Consider the following 19,333-nt stretch of genomic DNA (forward strand, 5'->3'; position numbering starts at 1 on the left):
CTATTGTTTATCAAAAAAAGCCTGCTGTCAATCCTCCAGCAGGCTGAACATCTTATAGTTTACGCAATTCTTCCATCATGTTGGTTTTTCCTTTAGTCTTTTCATCAATATCTTTGATTTTTCTAGCTGGAACACCGGCAACGACAGTATTTGGAGCGACATCGTCCACGACAATAGCACCTGCAGCTACGACAGCGCCGGCACCTACTCTAACTCCTTCTAGAACAACAGCATTTGCACCAATCAAAACGTTGTCCTCAATCACGACTGGTAAAGCACTAGGTGGCTCAATAACGCCTGCCAAAACGGTTCCCGCACCGATATGGCAATGTTTGCCGACAGTCGCACGTCCGCCTAGGATCGCACCCATATCTATCATGCTGCCCTCACCAATAACCGCGCCAATATTGATGACAGCGCCCATCATGATGACTGCTTGATCGCCAATTTCTACTTGATCCCGAATAATTGCACCTGGTTCAATACGAGCATTGATATCTTTTATATCAAGCATTGGTATAGCAGAATTTCTCGCATCATTTTCAACAACAAAGTCTTCAATCTTCGCTTTATTAGCTTCCAGAAATGGTTTGATGATTTCCCACTCACCGAAAAGCGTCCCAGTTTTACAGTTGGTAAATGCTTGAATTTCATTAGGAAATTCAATTTCTTTTAAGCTGCCTTTTAAAGTAACCTTTACAGGCGTTTTTTTCTTGGCATTGCCAATATAGTTAATAATTTCGTGTGCGTCCATACAATAACTCCCTTCAAATTAAAACATTGCTATCTTAGAATAACGTATTTTGTTAAATTACACTACCCCTGACAGGAAAATAATTTTCAGTAAACAGCTTCCATTCTTAAATAGCCGCTTTTTCGTTTTCCTGTCCTTCAATTTTCGGTAAAATCACATTTTTCCGCTCAAGCTCATGCGCCATGTGATTAATCGCCTTTAACAGTTCCTTACGGGTAATGATCCCTTTAAAGCATTGATTATCATCTACGACAGGTAAAAAAGCTGAATCCACCAGTAAATGCAAGACATCCTCCAATTCCCAGCTTTCGCCAATAACCGGTACATTCACTTCCATAACATCCGCTACAGTGAAATCATTTAATTTATCAAAATCAACGGCATCAATATCAAACATTTTATCGACCACTTCAGATAAGCTGATCAGTCCGACAAAACGATCGCCCTTATCCAAGACAGGAATTTTTGAATATTTTACTTGAGATAAAACCAGCAGTGCATGACTTAACGGATTCAAACACATGACGTTTGCAACGTTTTCCGCCGGTATTAAAAATGTTTCTTCTTTTTCTAATAGTAATTCTTTTACAGCAGTTCCAATCATTGGAGTGCCTCCATTTCCTTTTCTTTGCTACCTTTTCTATTTTACCCAAAATAGATGTAAAAGTCTTGAATTTCAAACTTTCTTCACAAGATTTTAGAAAAGTTAACGTTTAAGCTTGCCGCGGATAGATGAAATGCAGCTCTTTGATTGGCTGATGGTCACGTCCATAGTACTGGATTTCCAGTGCTTCTGGACGACTATCAATCATTACGTAGGATTTTATTTGAATCGGACCTCTTGGCAAACGAATACTGCCGGGATTTAAAAAGAGTACGCCTTCATTCATTTCGCAGCCAATTTCATGTGTATGTCCAAACAAAGCAATGTTGGCCTGCGCTTCCGCTGCTTGTAGTGCTAGAGTAGTTAACCCATAACGAACATTTGCCAGATGACCATGTGTCATAAAGATGGTATCTTCTGTCGTCTTATCTACAATTTTGTTAGGAAAATCCGCAGAATAATCACAGTTGCCGCGGACTACAATAAAATCCTGCCAAAGGGAATCAGTTGGTTCCAGCTCAGAATCGCCACAATGAAACATTCTGTCTACTTGATGCTTATACATTTCCTTCAGTTCAACTAAAATATCACGATCTCCATGATTGTCACTTACTACTAAATATTTCATAGACGCCTCCTATTGATTCAACCAGTTTTCCCATTGGTCCTTAAGTTTTTCTACTGCTTTGGCTCGATGACTGATCTGATTTTTACGCTCATCCGTTAATTCAGCAGCCGTCTTTTGTTCTTCCGGTACAAAAAATAGTGGATCGTAGCCAAAACCATTTTCTCCCCGAGGAATTCCTGCAATGACACCGGCCCAATTGCCTTCAACCACTAAGCTGTCTTTTTCAGGTGCTGCAAAGACCAATGTACAATGGAAGGTAGCTGTTCTTTTTTCGGGCGGCACACCTGTTAGTTCATGCAGCAACTTAGCATTATTTGCGGCATTGTTTGTCGGTTCTCCCGCAAAACGAGCAGAATAAATGCCGGGACGTCCGTCCAGTGCATCTACAATTAAACCAGAATCATCTGCCAGCACAGGCTGTTGAATAAGAGCAGCAATTGTTTCTGCTTTGAGGCGAGCATTTTCTTCAAATGTCTTGCCAGTTTCTTCAATATCCGGTAATTCAGGATAATCAAGCAGTGTTTTTACTTGATAGCCTTTATTGGCAAACATTTTTTTGAATTCCTTAGCTTTTCCCGGATTTCTAGTAGCAATTACGATTGTTTTAGCCTCTGGCACAATGGATGTTTCAGCAAAAGCATCAAGCAACGCTTCTTTTTGATAGGCAATCAAATGCTCAATTCCTGTTTTTCCATAAAATAATAACGAATTTAGTTCATCACCGGAAAAAGTTGCTTCCTCTCCCGTTCCCTGCAATTCGACAAACTGACCGGATTCCGTCATAACCAAGTTCATATCAACCATTGCGGCAGAATCTTCTTCATAATCTAAATCAAGAACACAATAACCATTTTTTAAAATTCCTGCGCTTACTGCCGCTAAATATTCTTTAATGGGATCTTCAGTTAAAAGTCTTTGCTTCAACAGCTTGTCTACAGCTAATTTCAAGGCGACAAAAGCTCCCGTAATACTTGCTGTTCTTGTGCCGCCATCCGCTTGAATCACATCACAATCCACAACAATACTTCGCTCCCCGAGCTTCTCTAAGTCAACAACCGCACGCAGCGAACGGCCGATTAGACGCTGAATTTCCATTGTTCTTCCGGAAAGCTTTCCCTTGGCACTTTCACGGATATTTCTGGTATTGGTCGCTCTAGGCAGCATGCTATATTCCGCAGTAACCCAGCCAGTTCCTGCTCCTCTTAAAAAGGGAGGAACCTTTTCTTCCACAGTTGCAGAACAAATCACTTTTGTATCACCAAAGGAAATGAGCACCGAGCCTTCAGGATGTTTAAAGACATTTGTTTCAATGGTAATTTTTCGTAATTCTTTTGCCTGTCTGCCGTCGTGTCTAATCATTTCTATTGTCCTCCTAAACGAATATGTTGTACATTTATGTCTTCTATGTCCAGCCATTCATCTGCGATTGTTTGAAACATTTTTGGCGAGCCGGTTGTGTAAAACTCATTAACAGCTGATTTATTTTGCGGCGTATTCGCAATATCAAAATAGTCCAAGAGCATACTTACTTCTCCTACCGTTTCAGCGCCTGAGTCGATCAACGTAACATTGCTTCCCATTACATTTTGGATCAGCGGCCGCAATAAAGGATAATGCGTACAGCCCAAAATCAGTGTATCAAGCTGTTTTAATAGTAGCGGCTGCAATGTTTCAGAAACAACTTTCTTGGCTACCGATGAATGGAATTCATTACTCTCAACAATCGGAGCAAATTTTGGACAAGCCAAACTAGTAATGCTGGTATTTGGCGCTTTTTTCTTTATAGCAGCTGAATATGCACCGCTTTTAATTGTTCCGTCAGTTCCTATTACACCAATCCGATTATTTTTGGTCATTTTTAATGCGGCTCTCGAACCGGGCAAAATAACCCCAACTACTGGAATCTCTAAATGCGCTCTAATATCATCCAGCGCAACAGCCGTTGCCGTATTGCAGGCGATAACCAGCATTTTTATCTTTTTTTCTAAGAGAAAATTAGTCATCTCCCAGGTGAATTGCACCACTTGTTCGGCCGGTCTGGGGCCATACGGACAGCGAGCTGTATCACCCAAATAAATAATCCGTTCATTTGGTAATTGCTTCAACGCCTCTTTAACAACGGTAAGCCCACCAACTCCAGAATCAATAAATCCAATTGCTTCTTGATTAGTCAACATCAATCAAACCTTTGCAGTTTTTTTCAATACTTATATTTTCTACTTTTTAGTTCGCTTTTTCAAGTTTTATTGTTTGTTTCGTTTCCATTTTACCATGGTTTCCTCTGGAAATGTTTATTTTATAAGAAAGCTTTTGTTGTAATAAAAAAAGACTGGTAATCTCTTTTATCGTATGTTATAATTTCTAACATTAACGGATGAATAGAATTATGATGAAATGATTAAACTTTAAATAAATATATTTTTATCTTCTCATGCGTTTTATATCGAAAAGCTCGTTAAAGAAGGTTTAGAAAGATTAAAGATTTTTCATCACAATTCTAAGTTTACTGAAAATACAATTCGACTCCTCTTTTATTCATGAAGATGATTTTTTTATCCCACTGTTTTGAGCAAGTCGATGTGATAAATCCATACATAAAGGAGAATATTTATGATTTCAATGGAACATGTTAATAAGTTTTTTGGTGATCATCATGTATTAAAGGATGTTTCATTAAAAGTAGCGGAAGGAGAAAAAATTGTCATTATCGGTCCTTCTGGTTCTGGTAAAAGCACTTTAATTCGCTGCATTAACCAACTGGAAAAAGTCAGCGACGGACATATATTTGTTGCCGGAACAGACATCACGGAACCTAAAGCACCGATTCAAAAAATTCGTCAAAAAGTTGCTATGGTTTTTCAGAACTTTAATTTATATGCGCATAAAACCATTATTGAAAATTTGACATTAGCACCGATTAAAGTCAAAGGCGTCAGCAAAGAAGAAGCGTACAAAACAGGAATGGAGTATTTAGAAAGAGTTGGCTTGGCAGATAAAGCAAATGCCTACCCTGCTCAGCTTTCCGGAGGACAACAACAACGTGTGGCGATTGCCAGAGCGTTGAACATGCACCCTGAAATTATTCTTTTTGATGAGCCGACTTCTGCGCTTGATCCTGAAATGATTCAAGAGGTACTTGACGTTATGGTTGATCTTTCCAAACAAAACATCACAATGATTTGTGTCACTCACGAAATGGGTTTTGCTCGTCAGGTGGCAGACAAAGTAATTTTTATGGATGACGGACAAATCATTGAAACCGGCACCCCGGAACACTTCTTTACCAGCACTCAAAATGAACGTGCTAAAAACTTTTTAAGTAAAATCATCAAGCATTAAACAACTGATCAGCATGAAACATTATTACTATTATATAGGAGGAATTATTAATGAAAAAAATGAGCAAAATCGTTGGCGGCCTATCTCTAGCCTTATTACTTGGTTTAATCGTTGGTTGCGGAAATTCTTCAGAAAAAAAAGCAGACAATAAAGGGGTAACCACTGTTCAGAGCATCAAGGATGCCGGTGTAATTAAAGTTGGCGTGAAGGAAGACGTTCCTTATTTTGGTTATATGAATCCTGATACTGATAAAAACGAAGGGATGGAACCAGATATTGCCCGTTTAATCGCTAAAGAATTAACAGGCAGTGAAGATAACGTAGAATTTGTCGGTGTAACGGCGAAAACACGCGGACCATTGTTGGATAACGGCGAGTTGGATATGGTTCTTGCCACATTTACGATTACCGATGAACGCAAAGAAACCTATAACTTTACAACCCCTTACTATAAAGACGAAATCGGCTTCTTAGTAAGAAAAGATGACAAATATACCGACATGGCTAGCCTAGACGGAAAAACTATTGGGGTTGCACAATCAGCAACCACCAAAGGCGCAATTGAAAAGAAAGGTAAAGAACTTGGTGTTTCCTTTAAATTTCAAGAACTTGGCTCTTACCCTGAATTAAAAACTGCATTGGACGCTAAAAGAATTGATGCTTTTTCAGTTGATAAATCTATTTTAGCAGGCTACGTAAACGATAATACAGAAATCTTGAAAGACGGCTTCTCGCCACAAGAATACGGTATCGCAACGAAAAAAGCCAATACAGAATTAAACGATTATTTAGATGACTTAATTAAAAAATGGGAAAAAGACGGCACACTCGATAAAATTTACAAGGAACAGAATCTTGATTAATATTTCTCGATTCGGTCATTTTAATAGAATTGGGAGGAATTTGAATGTTTATTATTGCCAGCACTAGCCCTTTCGCGCTTCATCGCTGGGCAGCATTATTACAAGATTGGCGCCTGTTCGCAGACGCCTTCTTGTATACGATTCTTTTATCGATCGGATCTCTGCTTTTGGCGATGGCTTTAGGTGTGATTTTCGGCAGCTTGTCAACCATTCCAAATAAATTATTAAATGCACTTAGCAGAATTTACGTAGAGTTTTTCCAAAATACGCCGCTGCTGATTCAATTTATCGTGGTTTATTATGGTTTTCCTTTATTAAATCCGGTCTTTTCTTTTTCCATCACTACGATTGCGATTCTGTGTGTTGGACTTTATCACGGTGCCTATATTGCCGAAGTTGTTCGTTCAGGTATTGGCGCCGTTTCTAAAGGGCAGCTCGAAGCTGCTTATTCACAAGGCTTTTCTTATATTGGTACCATGCGCTATGTGGTCTTACCGCAGGCGTGGCGGATTATGCTGCCGCCATTAACGAACCAGATGGTTAATTTAATCAAAAATACCGCTACTGTAGCGATTATTTCCGGCGCAGATGTCATGTTTACAGCCAACAGCTGGTCTTCTGTCAACTTAAATTACATTCCAGCATTTACAATTGCAGGACTGCTTTACTTTATCCTGTGCTTCCCTCTGGCAAAATTAGCTAGAAGACTGGAAGAAAATAATAAGAAAGCATATACCAGATAGGAGGCTGCAACAATGTCATTTTCAGATCAAATGTCACAACTTCTGACCGGCAATAATTTGCGCTTTTTATTCGACGGTTTGAAGCTGACTCTTTATATTTCTTTTGTATCCATTATTTTAAGTATTATTTTCGGTACGATTCTAGCGGTTTTAAGAAATCAAAAAACCGGCCCGTTAAAATTTTTAGCAGGAATTTATATTGAGATTGTGCGAAATATCCCCAACCTGCTTTGGATCTATGTAATTTTTCTGATTTTTAAAATCAAATCTACTCCTGCCGGGATCGTCAGCTTTACCGTATTTACCACCGCAGCATTAGCAGAGATTATCCGCGGCGGCTTAAACGGTGTTGATAAAGGTCAAAAAGAAGCTGCTCGTTCGCAAGGCTTTAGTGAACTGCAGATTTTACTGTACATTGTTTTACCTCAAGCCATTAGAAATGTGCTGCCGGCAATTATTTCGCAATTTGTTACGGTTATCAAGGATACCAGCTTTCTTTATTCCGTTATTGCACTTCAGGAATTATTCGGAAAGTCCTACATTTTAATGGGACGTTATGCTGAAACAAGCCAAGTCTTCGTGATTTATGGACTCGTTGCTCTGATGTATTTTGTTATCAACTTCTCCATTTCCCAGTTTTCACGCTGGCTTTCACGTAATTGGGTATAAACAAAAAAACAGAGAAAAAAGTGGACAACACTTTTTTTCTCTGTTTTTTTTATTATCTGATGCTTACAGCAAATTGTTCCACTAACGCTTTTTCCACTTTTGTCATTGATTGATTGATTTCTTCATCAACTAAGGTTGCTTCCGCATTAACAAAGGTTAAGCTATAAGCCATGGATTTTTTACCTTCAGCAATATTTTCGCCTTGATAGACATCGAATAAATGAACAGATTGTAGGAACTTGCCGGCGTTCGCTTGAATCACCTGTACTAATTCCTGATTTGTCACTGTCTCATCTACAAGTAAGGCAATGTCTCTTGAAACCGCCGGGAATTTAGATACTGGCTCGTAGACGAAAGTCGCTTCTGCCGTCGCTTCGATTACGGCCTGCAGATTTAATTCTGCTGCATAAGTCGCTGGAATATCGTAACTTTTCGCCGTTGTCGGGTGAATTTGCCCAATAAAACCAATCACTTGATCGGCTAACAAGATTTTAGCAGTCCGACCAGGATGCAGCTCACTAAATTCCTTCGTCGCTTCGTACGTAATGTTCGTTGAAATACCGATTGCTTCAAATAAGGTTTCTAAAATACCTTTAAGTGTATAAAAATCAACAGCTGTTTCCTTCGTTTGCCAATCCTTCACCTGACGACTGCCAGTCAATACAATTCCAAGATGATTTTCTTCGTACGGCAAATTCTTTTTAGCGTCTTGTTCTTGATAAAAGACACGACCGACTTCATATAGCGCAACATTGGCATTTTTACGTGCAGTATTGTACGCCACATCATCCAGCAAGCCAGAAATCAGATTCATCCTCAGTACTGAACGTTCCTCACTCATCGGCCATTGTAATGAAGTCGTCTGACTTTCACGTAACAGAAATTGTCGTGATTTCGCTTCTGTTGTTAAAGCATAGCTGATCGCTTCACTAACGCCACAGCCTTCAAGCAAGCTTTTTATTCTGCGCACTAATGTTTGACCTTTGGTAAGACTGCCAGCCACTGTTTCACCTTTGGGTAAAGTTGAAGGCAAGTTATCGTAGCCGTAAATTCTAGCTACCTCTTCAATCAAGTCTGCTTCAATTTCAATGTCCCAGCGTCTTGGCGGAACCACTACTGTAAACAGCTCTTGATCTTCAGTATAATCAAAGCCCAATGCATCAAAAATTTCACCAACCGCTGCTTTATCCAGTGCTGTGCCTAAATATTCATTAATTCGGGTAACAGAAACACTTACTTCAACTTTTTCTAAGGTAATCTCTGAGCCAAGACTCACACCTGAAACAACGGTGCCGCCAGCTAGCTGAGCAATCATTGCTGCTGCAACTTCTCCTGCTTGACCAATAGTTGCTTGATTAATGCCTTTTTCAAAGCGACTAGAAGACTCACTGCGCAAATTAAATTCCTTGGACGTTCTGCGGATTGCCAATGAGTCGAATAATGCAGATTCTAAAGCAACTGTTGTTGTTTCATTAGTAATTTCTGAATCAGCTCCACCCATGACACCTGCTAAAGCTACCGGAATTTTTCCATTGGTGATCACAATATTTTCATTTGACAACTTACGTGTTTCACCATCTAAAGTTACGAGCTCTTCGCCTGCTGCCGCTCTTCTCACTAGAATTTCTTTACTATTTAGCTTTTGATAATCAAATGCATGCAGCGGTTGTCCAAAAAGAAGTAAAATATAGTTTGTTACATCAACTACATTATTAATTGGACGAATCCCCTCATTCATCAATCGCGTTTGCAGCCATAAGGGACTTTCAGCAATTTTTACATCTTTGATTACACGGATTTGGTACGCTGGTGCATCTGCAGGATCAGTCACTTTTACATTGATATAATCAGAAGCTTGTTCAGAAGTATCTTCAACCAATGGTTCATCCTTGAACTGCGGTGTTTGACGGTAAATAGCACCTACTTCGTAAGCAACGCCACGCATACTTAACGCATCCGCCCGATTTGGCGTAATCGATAGTTCAATAATTTGGTCATCCATATCTAAATATGGGAAAACATCACTGCCGTTAACAGCTTCTGCCGGCATATAATAAATGCCTTCAGCATAAGCTTTTGGAATAACATTGTCCGAATAGCCCAGCTCTTGCAAAGAACAGATCATACCGTTTGACACTTCTCCGCGCATTTTGCCTTTTTTGATTTTTTGATTTCCGACAATGCGGGCACCCGGCAACGCAACGATTACTTTAATCCCTGCCTTCACATTAGGGGCACCACAAACGATTTGAGATAACTCTTCTTCGCCGACATCAACCTGACAGATGGACAGATGATCTGAATTAGGATGCGGAACACATTCCTTTACCTCACCTACAACGATCTTTTTCAAGCCTGCTTCCGGCTGTTCAATGCCCTCAACTTCAATCCCAGTTAAAGACATTTGATCCGCTAATTCTTTTGCAGAAATATTGGATAAATCTAAATACTCACTTAACCATTTATAAGAAACTAACATTATCGTTTACTCCTTTACCTTAAACTGATTTAAGAAACGCAGATCATTTTGATAGAAATTGCGAATATCATTAACACCATAACGCAGCATTGCTACCCGATCTGGTCCTAAGCCAAATGCAAAGCCGGTATATTCCGTTGGATCAATACCGGACATTTTCAGTACATCCGGATGAACCATACCTGCGCCTAAAATTTCAATCCAGCCAGTGTGTTTGCAGACATTACAACCTGTACCGCCGCATTTGAAGCAGCTAACATCCACTTCGACAGAAGGTTCCGTAAATGGAAAATAGCTAGGTCGCAGCCGAATACTGCGGTCTTCTCCAAACATTTTTTTCATGACGACTTCCAGCGTGCCTTTTAAATCGCCCATTGTAATATTTTTATCGATGACTAAGCCTTCAATTTGGTGGAATTGATGACTGTGTGTCGCATCATCGGTATCGCGACGGAAGACTTTCCCCGGAGAAATCATGCGCAAGGCGCCTTTAGAAAAGTCATGCTTTTCCATCGTTCTGGCTTGAACAGGAGAGGTATGCGTACGAATCAAAATTTCATCAGAAATATAAAAAGTATCCTGCATATCACGCGCTGGATGATCCTTGGGTAAATTCATTCGCTCAAAATTATAATGATCTGACTCTACTTCATAGCCTTCAACAATTTGATAGCCCATGCCGACGAAAATGTCTTCGATTTCCTCTACGACTTGCGAAAGCACATGCCGACTACCATGTGTTATTGCTTTCCCCGGAAGAGTTACATCCAATGTTTCTTTTGCTAAAGCCGTATCTAACGCTTGAGCTTCCAACAAGACTTTGCGCTCTTCGATAGCTTGTGAAAGAATATCACGAATCTCATTAGCGAAACTGCCTACCACCGGCCGTTCTTCTGCCGAAAGATCCTTCATCCCGCGTAATACTTCCGTAAGCGGACCTTTTTTCCCTAATATTTCTACGCGTATTTGGTTTAGTTCCTTTAAATCTGTTGTCTTTTGAATGCTGGCTACTGTTTCATCGCGCAGCGTTTCTAGTTGAGCTTTTAATGACATCTTTCTAGTCCTTTCTATTGGGTAATGATTGAGTTTATAAATAAAAAAACGATAGCCCATTCCAAATAAGGAACGAGCTATCGTGTTACCATCCTACTTCACAGCTTTTAAACTGTGCACTCAATTTTTTTAACGGTTCTCACCGGTTTGTTCTAATTAGATAGAACAAACAAACTCCGGAAGTGAACTTCACTTATCCATACTGCAACCTGCTTCCAGTCTATGACAGGTATTCCCTTTAACAGCTTTACATAAGCTACTCTTTTCCATCAACGTTTTTGTTATTCAATTGATTACAGTTTACAAGAAGTTTGGTCTAAGGTCAACTGCATTCTTCAGCTGTGACCCATTTTTCTGCCCAATTTTGAATTTGTTCCATGGCAAGCTGTAAATCAAGTCCTTTTTGCGAAAGAAAATACTCAAGCCGGCTGCTTTCATCACAACGGACTGCTTTTGAGATAATTCCTTCTGCTTCCAGCTCCTTCAGGCGTTCAACTAATACCCGATCGCTAAGTTCAGGAATTTTTTGTTTCAATTCGCCAAATCGTTGAGGGCCATTTTCCAACAAGACATCAATAATCAAACCATTCCATTTTTTACCTAAAATCGCAAATGCTTTTTCGAACTTAGGACACAGTGAAAATTCGGTTGTTTTTACTTGCTCCATTTTCCTCACCTCGTGACATGAGTATAGCACAGAACTTACAATTTGTAAGTAAATCTGCTTTACTTTTATTTGCGTTCTATTTCATTATTTCACTAATCGTTTCTTTGTCCAAATCAATAATCAAACCGGCAGACAATAAGACTAAAAAGACTTGTGAGACTTCTTTTCCAGTTGCTTGTGCCAAGGCTTTTCGATAAAGATTCAATTGTCCGCGATAACGCTGCATAATTCCGTCGATTTCTTTCGGATCACTGCTGTTGCGCACAAAATCTGTTTTGAAATCATATAAAATACATGATGATTCCTCTTCTAAATACCCATCAAGCATCCCGTGAATCAATAAATCATCCCCTGTATGCTGCGGATAATCCTTAATCAACGTCTCGGCAGACAGCAGCATTGAAAAGGGTACTTCTCGCTTTACCTGCCCTGGATGAGCCAGCAGCTGTCGGCCTAATTGAGTTCGATAAAAAGCAAGAATCTGCTTTAAATTGACTTTTTTTGCCACAGCTTCAGTAACAATGTTCGCTTGAACTAATTCAGCTAATAGTTGCTCCAAATCTGCTTTTTCGGGTACTTTGGTTAAATCAATCATCTGTAATAAGGAGTGTGTCGCTGTACCGATTTCGGCACCAGAGGGCTTGCGAATCGTTTCAATAAATCTCGGTTTTCCCAGTTCACCATCTGTCATCCGGTGGACAATCATCGGTTCCGGCTGGATCTTGTTTCGCTGGTTTACTTGAATTTTGGCAATCTCTCTATTGTCCGGATCTTCAAAAATTCGTTTAATTTCCGAAACAGATTGATAATTCGTCGTTTCAGTAGCAATTTGATAAGGGTAACTGTAATTTAAGCGTTGAATCGCTTGACCGACGATTGTCGAATCTACCTGAGTTGCAGGAGTTTCCTTCACCTCGCTACTATCAATAAAATCTAAGGCCGCAAAACGTTCTTGTATTTCTGATTCCTGCATAAAAGTCAATGAAAACCCAGCCGGATGTTGACTTATTTCAGCTACTTTTTCAGTGACAAATTCTGTTTGATAGTCAGCCATTTTGGGATGACGAATTAAACTCATCCCTACCCAGTTCATCAAGCTGCTTTTACCCTGCAACCGATTTTCACTAGGTAATACCCGTGTATGAACATCTGCTACCTTCAACCATTCCTTAAACGCCGCCTGCTGATCATTATAAGAGCCAACTAAAAAAAGCTTTTGCTCGGCTCTAGTTAAAGCCACGTATAATTTACGCATTTCTTCTGCCAGCAATTTTTTTAGCTTCGCCTGCTTCATTGCCAGAAACGGCAGCGTTTCGTAAAGCATGCGTTCCTCCTGCTCCAAATAACGAATTCCGGCACCCAGACGATCATCAAAGATATAGCGTTCATTCAGATCCCCTAAATTGAATTCTTTTGTCATATCCAAAACAAACACTACAGGAAATTCTAGCCCCTTACTTGCGTGAATTGTCATTACCCGAACAGCATTATCTTCACTCAAAATAACAGGTTCAGCTAAATCTTTATCTTTTTCCTGCATTTTTTCAATAAAACGAACGAACTGAAACAAGCCTCGAAAACTAGTTTTTTCATAACTTGAAGCGCGTTCCATCAAGGCATAAAGATTGGCTTGTCGTTGCTTACCTGCCGGCAAACCACCTACATAATCTAAATAAGCGGTATCCTGATAAATCGTCCAAATCAATGTATCCAATTGATTTCTGCGCGCCATTTCCCGCCATTTCTCTAGACGTACAGCAAACTGCTGCGTTTTTTTCTGTAATTGTAACTGTTCTTGTCCTTGCGTATTTGATTGATTAAACAATCGAAATGCTTCGTAATAAGTACTTTTCTTATTTGCCAATCGAATCGTAACTAGCTCATTTTCCTTTAAGCCAACAATTGGCGAACGTAGAACAGCTGCCAGCGGAATATCCTGATAGGGATTATCAATCAGCTGGAGCAAGGCGACCATTGTTTGAACTTCTGTTGCTTGAAAATAATTCTGGGCATCATTCACTTGAATTGGAATTCCTGCTTGTTTAAAGATTTCCAGAATCGTCAGGTTGTTCTTTTTCGTTGGTGTTAACAAGACAATATCTTGATACTGCAGCGGACGATTTTCCTTTAATGATTTATCGTAAATTTGAAACTTGTTGTCCACTAATTCGCGAATTTTCAAGGCAGTCATGTATAATTCGCCTTCCGTTTTATCCTCTAAAATCAGGGCGGGTTCCCCGAGCTGAGTATCTGCACTTGCCGCTTTTTTCTCATAAATTAACAACTCAGTATCATAATTTTCGGCTTCTGCAAACTGATCAAAGCCGTGAACTAATTTCGCAGCCTCATCATAAGCGATTTGACCGACCTGTTCATCCATCAACTGTTCGAAAATTAAATTCGTAAAGTCCAAGACATTTTTCCGAGACCGAAAATTCTCTGCTAAAATAATTCGTTTTCCCTCTTGGTTTTCACCGTACTGCGTGTACTTTTCAATAAACAATGTCGGATCAGCCAGTCGAAAAGAGTAAATGGACTGCTTCACATCCCCCACCATAAACAGGTTGCCTTCAGAGGCTGTCGGTCTACGCAGCCAGTACAAAATCGTTTCCTGCAAGCGATTGATATCCTGATACTCATCTACTAACACTTCATCGAATTTTTCACGGTAATAGTTCGATGCTTCGCTTGCCAGCCACTCTCCAGCTTCTTTTTTGGCCAAAATAGCTAATGTAAAATGCTCCAGGTCATTAAAATCAACTAACCCCTTACGTAATTTTTGCTCACCATAAGCAGCAATAAAGGTCCACCCCACTCTAGCCATTTCCGCAACGACCGGCACAGCTTCCAGCATGATTTCTTTCATTCGTTCAGGTGCTAAGGTAAATAAATTAGCCAAAATATCATTCAAGGCCTTTTTATTTTGTTCTCGCAGCCCTTTGGCTAAAGCTGCGGTTTCTTTATAGTCTTCATCTCGAACCGTCGGATAACGCTCAAAAGTGATTTCATCTTTAAAAGCATAGGCAGCCTCTAAATCATTATCCGCCAATAAGCTAACGAAGGTTTCAGTTGCTGCTAATTCTTTTTGTGCCAAAGCAGCGATCTTGCTTAATTTTTCAGCTCCTGTGGCTAACTGCAGCATTTCCTGATAACGCGCCACACAGCGGAATAGTGTTTCCATGATTTGCGGTTTTAGATATTCTTGAAAGAGCTGAGAATCGCCCAGCTGATCTTCGATTTTGTAGCTGTCTACTAAATGCTGAAGCCATTCGTCTGGATCAGGGTTTGCTTTAGCAAATTCATACAGTGAAAAAACCAAGCGCGTCAAGCCATCATCTGTACGGTCATTGGAAAAATTACTCGTTAATTGATAAAAGGGCGCGCGATCCTGTTCGTAAAACTGTTCCCGTAATTCATCCCAAACATCCTCTTTTAACAATAAAATTTCTGTTTCATCCGTTAACAATCGAAACACCGGATCCATATCAATTATATAATAAAATCGGCGAATAACTGTTAAGCAAAAGGCATGCAGCGTACTAATATTGGCCGTCGGCAGCAAGCTTAACTGCTTAATAAAATGCTGCTTTTGCTGCGGATCGCTTTCGTTGTTAATGGCTTTTTGTAAAGTAGCCTGAATTCGTTCTTTCATTTCCTTTGCAGCTGCTTCTGTATACGTAACAATCAACAAACGATCAATATCCACACCGCTTTTCAGCTTTTCAATAACTCGACGAACCAAAACTGTGGTTTTCCCAGAACCAGCAGAGGCAGAGACAAGAATATTTTCATTCCCGTCAAAAACAGCCTGCCACTGATTATCAGTAAATTGTTCATTTTCCGGTCTTAAAGGAATGGCTTTACTCATCGTCTGCTCCTCCTTTTTCTGCGTCTTCCATCAGACGGTCCATTACTTCTTTTTTCGATAAATTTTCAATACGATTGTAGTTGTTTTCTTGTAGCATTACGTCAAATTCGCAGACACTTCTAAAGGGACAGAATCGGCAAGCAATTCTTTCTTTCCCTTGATATGCCGGATTTAATTCAATCTCACCTGTTGTAATTTGATTCCCTGCTTCGATAAATTTGCTGCGATTATGGGTTAATAAGGCATCAAGCTCAGGTTCTGTAACGAACTTGTCCTCTTGCCGACGACCCGGTTTAATTAATTCTTTTGCAGACTGCTCAATTGGATAAAGTAAGGAAGACTGCTTTGCTTCCAAGCTTTTATCTAAGTTTTCCAATAAATTGGGGTCATTCAGTATGATTCCATCGTATTGAAATTTCTTTAATACCTGCTGCTCCTTCTTTGCTTCGTCCTCATAAGGCAACAAGGGATTATGAACGTGCAGATAAAATGAGCCGGCCGGTTTCGCCGACTGACCGACCAAGTTTACAGCATCCATTAAAGCCACATCGAGATAGGTTAACATTTGCATAGCCAATCCATAGTAGGCTTCAGTAATATTGAACTTTCGATGACTGGATTTATAATCAACGACACCTAAGTATAGACCATTTTCAGTTGTCAGCTGATCCAACCGGTCAATTTTTCCGCGAACATTAATACTGCCACCGTTACTTAAAGGTAGACTTAGACCTTTGATACCCTTTTGTCCAGCAATTTGACCAAACAAGACTTCCGTTTGGACTGTTGTCATACCGCTGCGTTGGCTTTGCTGTTTTAAAGCCCAGCTTACTTTCTTGATTGTTTGCGTTAACTGGTAGCGAATATAGTTCATTCGATGAGAAGAATCCAAAATCATGAATTTTGCTTCACCGAAAACCGCCGCTAAAATTTGCTCGGTAAACTCGCGCACCTCTCCGTCAGTTAATTCAGAAAGCTGTTTCTTTTGTAAAATCAGCAGCTTAAAGAATTGATCGAGCGCTTCGTGGAAAAAATCACCCGTAGCTGCTGGCGACAAACCAAACACATCCCGCTCTTTTAGCCCCAGTCCAAAGCGTGAAAAATATTGGTACTGACAGCGATAGAAGCTTTCCATTCGGGAAACTGAAGTGTATATTTCTTTGCTGTATAATTGATCCGCCAATTCCTCTTTTAAGTTTTCAGGAATATTGCGATGTTCCAAGCTTTCAAAAACCTGTTTTGCTAAAGCTGCTTCCGAATGCTTAAACAACATTCGTTCCAGCCTTAACCAAAACGGTAATATGCCTTGGCGGGTTTCTTTTCTTTGACGCTTCAGATTAGTCAAATCGCCAATTAGTGAACGGTAGGTTCCCACATGCTGCAGACTTGTCGTTTCATCATCTGCAATACTCAATGTATTTTTTTCTTTAAGCTTCAAGCCCAGATCTCGTTGTAAATTACTTAAATAAGCAGATACTTTTACATCTTTTTCATTATCTAAGACGCGAGGATAGGTGCAATATAACCGTTCACTTGCGGCCGAAAATAAAACGTAAGCATTAAACGGTTCTTTTGCAATCTGTTTTCTAGTATCGTTCCATAAGTATTGTCCATCCTCTAAATGTTCATTAACCGCTTCTCTTTCTTCATCTGAAAGCAAAGTCTTATTTTCACATTTTTTGGGCAAGACTTGATCGGTTAAGCCAATTGCGAATACGACTTTTGCTTGGCCCGGTCTTGCTAAATCAATCGAGCTTACCTGTACTTGATCAATAGCCGTTGGCACCTTACTATAGCGTAATCCTTCCAAGCCGCTTGCAAAAATTTCTTCAAAACTTTTCAAATCAAATACCTGATCGCCGTAGATTGTGACATATTCATCCAATAAGGTCATCAAGGCTTCCCACGTTTGTTCATGATTGCGAGCAGCTTCCAGCTGACCTGCTTCAATAGCTTGATTTCGCCACATCATCAATTGTTTTTCAACCCCATTATTGATTAAAAAACGGTAAAGTAGATCAGCCGCCTCAACACCAGTCCGAGCTCGTTTAATTTTTTTGAAGAAGACGGGAATCGTTTGCTGGATCTGTTGTCGAATAACATTCGAATCTGCTTCCATCTTTTCTGTATCATCTTCTGTTTCCGCTTCAAAATCATAGCGAATAAAACGCCAGTCGGACTTCTTTTCCCAATGTGCGCCTTCATAACCATAAGCTAAAACTACATTTTCTGTAATATCAACCTTACGGCGCCATTCATTACGGACTTCCTGCCATTGAGCCACTGTTTCAACCTCTTCAAGCGGGAAAAACAATTCCGTGCGCAAAAAACGCAAAACATCTCGATACCGATAATGATAAGTGTCAATTGCAAATAACGCTTGAATAAATTCAACTAACGGATGCTGTTCCATTGCCATATCTCGATCTAAGTACAAGGGAATGTCCATCATTGAAAATAGTGGCAGAATGAGGGAATCATAACTGTCCAGATCGCGCGTCAATAGCAGCATATCTTTATAACGGTAACCTTGCTCCACTACAAGACGACGGATTTCCTTGGCTATTTGATTCATTTCTTCTTTCGCATTTTCTGCGCACCACAAGTGAATATCATTCTGACTCTCTAACGCAGGATATTGCTTCATTTGTCCGTCATGAGTCTCTTTCCAATATTGAGTTAATTGTCGTAATTCCTCGCTGACAGTTAGCACCCTTTTTTGTTCGACATAATCAGGTAGTATCGCGACCTGTGCTTGTCTTGCCGACTGATACAGCTGATAATACGTCACTCCTGTTTCAAAAAACAAGTCCATTGCAGGCGGTAATTCATTAGGATACTTTTTATCTAAAATTAAAGATATTTTAACCTCGCCAGCACGCCGCAATAATACATTGATTAGTTTCAATTCTTTAGCAGAAAAATGATGGTAGCCATTAATTACAAACTGAACCTTGCTTAGATCCTTTTTCTCTAAAAAATCGGCCAAATAATTGATAATTTCTGCTGACTTGATGCCATATTGACTCATCACTTCATCAAATTTTGTAAAGATTAAACGAATATCCTGCAGCTTCACCTGTAGATCGCGCTGTTGCTCCTGTCCTGAAGATGTCAGACCTGTAAACAATTCATTTAAATCAAGATTTCCTTCTTTGGTTTCTTGATAAAGGTCAAAAAGCTGTTGAATAAAACCAGCTTTGTTAATCTCCCCACGAAAAATTTGAAGCTCTTCTTCCACTTCAGACAAAATTTTTCTGAAAACCATGGCTGCACCAGCTTCTGTTAAGACATCAGAACTATAATACTGCGTATGCTGCAAAAAATACCAAGCCAATCGATAAAAGCTGAATACTTGAAAACGCATAGTTGCTATCGATTCCGATTCATTCCGCTGAAGCTTTTTCATTCGCTTAAGTGCACTTATTTCCTGCTCAAATTTCATGTGATTCGGCACTAGATAAAAAACCTCATGCTCGCTATCTTTTGAAAGCCAGTCTGCAGCAGCTTGAAGAAGCGATGCCTCCAAATCCATTTCAGCCGTTCCCCGAATAAATTGTAGACTCATACTTTCACTTCCTTAATAGATTTTTCCTGTAATCTTTTGGTCATTGGTCTATCGTCAGTATCAATAAAAAAAGCCTCTTAAAAAGAGAACTTTTTTTA

General features: G+C 39.8%; 14 protein-coding genes and 1 other annotated feature. Of the genes, 4 read left to right on the plus strand and 10 right to left on the minus strand.

The window, feature by feature from the left end; genetic code table 11:
* Positions 1 to 52: 52 nt before the first annotated feature.
* The 5 genes from dapD to racE form a co-directional block, all read right to left on the minus strand.
* Positions 53 to 754, minus strand: a complete 702-nt coding sequence (gene dapD, locus ABH902_RS01715; protein WP_404588799.1) for a 2,3,4,5-tetrahydropyridine-2,6-dicarboxylate N-acetyltransferase — start codon at positions 752 to 754, stop codon at positions 53 to 55.
* 106 nt (positions 755 to 860) lie between these two features.
* Positions 861 to 1,358 (minus strand): cyclic-di-AMP-binding protein CbpB, encoded by a 498-nt coding sequence (gene cbpB, locus ABH902_RS01720; RefSeq protein ID WP_404588800.1) that lies wholly within the window; start codon positions 1,356 to 1,358, stop codon positions 861 to 863.
* Between the two features lie 109 nt (positions 1,359 to 1,467).
* The gene (locus tag ABH902_RS01725) at positions 1,468 to 1,986 is read right to left on the minus strand and encodes a YfcE family phosphodiesterase (protein WP_404588801.1); all 519 of its coding nucleotides are present in this window, start codon (positions 1,984 to 1,986) and stop codon (positions 1,468 to 1,470) included.
* Positions 1,987 to 1,995: 9 nt separating this feature from the next.
* The gene (gene rph / locus ABH902_RS01730) at positions 1,996 to 3,342 is read right to left on the minus strand and encodes a ribonuclease PH (protein WP_404588928.1); all 1,347 of its coding nucleotides are present in this window, start codon (positions 3,340 to 3,342) and stop codon (positions 1,996 to 1,998) included.
* Positions 3,343 to 3,347: 5 nt separating this feature from the next.
* On the minus strand, positions 3,348 to 4,163 hold the full coding sequence (gene racE, locus ABH902_RS01735) for a glutamate racemase (protein WP_404588802.1): 816 nt from the start codon (positions 4,161 to 4,163) through the stop codon (positions 3,348 to 3,350).
* A gap of 433 nt (positions 4,164 to 4,596) precedes the next feature.
* Between racE and ABH902_RS01740 the strand changes: the two genes are divergently transcribed.
* The 4 genes from ABH902_RS01740 to ABH902_RS01755 are packed head-to-tail and all read left to right on the plus strand — an operon-like array spanning position 4,597 to position 7,600.
* Complete coding sequence (locus ABH902_RS01740; protein ID WP_404588803.1) at positions 4,597 to 5,325, plus strand: amino acid ABC transporter ATP-binding protein; 729 nt, start codon at positions 4,597 to 4,599, stop codon at positions 5,323 to 5,325.
* Between the two features lie 50 nt (positions 5,326 to 5,375).
* Positions 5,376 to 6,188 carry a transporter substrate-binding domain-containing protein gene (locus ABH902_RS01745; protein WP_404588804.1) on the plus strand — a complete coding sequence of 271 codons (813 nt, stop codon included), beginning with the start codon at positions 5,376 to 5,378 and terminating at the stop codon, positions 6,186 to 6,188.
* Positions 6,189 to 6,232: 44 nt separating this feature from the next.
* The gene (locus ABH902_RS01750; RefSeq protein WP_404588805.1) at positions 6,233 to 6,931 is read left to right on the plus strand and encodes an amino acid ABC transporter permease; all 699 of its coding nucleotides are present in this window, start codon (positions 6,233 to 6,235) and stop codon (positions 6,929 to 6,931) included.
* 12 nt (positions 6,932 to 6,943) lie between these two features.
* Positions 6,944 to 7,600, plus strand: coding sequence for an amino acid ABC transporter permease (locus ABH902_RS01755; protein WP_404588806.1), 657 nt, complete (start codon positions 6,944 to 6,946; stop codon positions 7,598 to 7,600).
* 52 nt (positions 7,601 to 7,652) lie between these two features.
* Here the strand turns inward: ABH902_RS01755 and pheT are convergent, their stop codons facing one another.
* From pheT to ABH902_RS01780, 5 genes are all read right to left on the minus strand, one after another.
* Positions 7,653 to 10,079 (minus strand): phenylalanine--tRNA ligase subunit beta, encoded by a 2,427-nt coding sequence (pheT, locus tag ABH902_RS01760; RefSeq protein WP_404588807.1) that lies wholly within the window; start codon positions 10,077 to 10,079, stop codon positions 7,653 to 7,655.
* A 6-nt stretch (positions 10,080 to 10,085) separates the two neighbouring features.
* Positions 10,086 to 11,132 (minus strand): phenylalanine--tRNA ligase subunit alpha, encoded by a 1,047-nt coding sequence (pheS, locus tag ABH902_RS01765; protein WP_404588808.1) that lies wholly within the window; start codon positions 11,130 to 11,132, stop codon positions 10,086 to 10,088.
* 65 nt (positions 11,133 to 11,197) lie between these two features.
* Positions 11,198 to 11,414, minus strand: a binding site (T-box leader).
* A gap of 40 nt (positions 11,415 to 11,454) precedes the next feature.
* Positions 11,455 to 11,799: a winged helix-turn-helix transcriptional regulator gene (locus ABH902_RS01770; RefSeq protein ID WP_404588809.1), complete on the minus strand. Its 345-nt coding sequence runs from the start codon at positions 11,797 to 11,799 to the stop codon at positions 11,455 to 11,457.
* Positions 11,800 to 11,875: 76 nt separating this feature from the next.
* On the minus strand, positions 11,876 to 15,667 hold the full coding sequence (gene addA, locus ABH902_RS01775; protein WP_404588810.1) for a helicase-exonuclease AddAB subunit AddA: 3,792 nt from the start codon (positions 15,665 to 15,667) through the stop codon (positions 11,876 to 11,878).
* Positions 15,660 to 19,235, minus strand: coding sequence for a PD-(D/E)XK nuclease family protein (locus tag ABH902_RS01780; protein ID WP_404588811.1), 3,576 nt, complete (start codon positions 19,233 to 19,235; stop codon positions 15,660 to 15,662). The genes addA and ABH902_RS01780 overlap by 8 nt, the downstream gene beginning before the upstream one ends.
* Positions 19,236 to 19,333 lie beyond the last annotated feature (98 nt).

It is taken from the genome of Enterococcus sp. UD-01 (assembly GCF_044909655.1).
Classification (GTDB): domain Bacteria; phylum Bacillota; class Bacilli; order Lactobacillales; family Enterococcaceae; genus Enterococcus_L.

Bases quoted from the DNA above. Each gene is read 5' to 3' on its own strand.
- dapD (WP_404588799.1), bottom strand. From the start codon at position 754: ATGGACGCACACGAAATTATTAACTATATTGGCAATGCCAAGAAAAAA.
- cbpB (WP_404588800.1), bottom strand. From the start codon at position 1,358: ATGATTGGAACTGCTGTAAAAGAATTACTATTAGAAAAAGAAGAAACA.
- ABH902_RS01725 (WP_404588801.1), bottom strand. From the start codon at position 1,986: ATGAAATATTTAGTAGTAAGTGACAATCATGGAGATCGTGATATTTTA.
- racE (WP_404588802.1), bottom strand. From the start codon at position 4,163: ATGTTGACTAATCAAGAAGCAATTGGATTTATTGATTCTGGAGTTGGT.
- ABH902_RS01740 (WP_404588803.1), top strand. From the start codon at position 4,597: ATGATTTCAATGGAACATGTTAATAAGTTTTTTGGTGATCATCATGTA.
- ABH902_RS01745 (WP_404588804.1), top strand. From the start codon at position 5,376: ATGAAAAAAATGAGCAAAATCGTTGGCGGCCTATCTCTAGCCTTATTA.
- ABH902_RS01750 (WP_404588805.1), top strand. From the start codon at position 6,233: ATGTTTATTATTGCCAGCACTAGCCCTTTCGCGCTTCATCGCTGGGCA.
- ABH902_RS01755 (WP_404588806.1), top strand. From the start codon at position 6,944: ATGTCATTTTCAGATCAAATGTCACAACTTCTGACCGGCAATAATTTG.
- pheT (WP_404588807.1), bottom strand. From the start codon at position 10,079: ATGTTAGTTTCTTATAAATGGTTAAGTGAGTATTTAGATTTATCCAAT.
- pheS (WP_404588808.1), bottom strand. From the start codon at position 11,132: ATGTCATTAAAAGCTCAACTAGAAACGCTGCGCGATGAAACAGTAGCC.
- ABH902_RS01770 (WP_404588809.1), bottom strand. From the start codon at position 11,799: ATGGAGCAAGTAAAAACAACCGAATTTTCACTGTGTCCTAAGTTCGAA.
- addA (WP_404588810.1), bottom strand. From the start codon at position 15,667: ATGAGTAAAGCCATTCCTTTAAGACCGGAAAATGAACAATTTACTGAT.
- ABH902_RS01780 (WP_404588811.1), bottom strand. From the start codon at position 19,235: ATGAGTCTACAATTTATTCGGGGAACGGCTGAAATGGATTTGGAGGCA.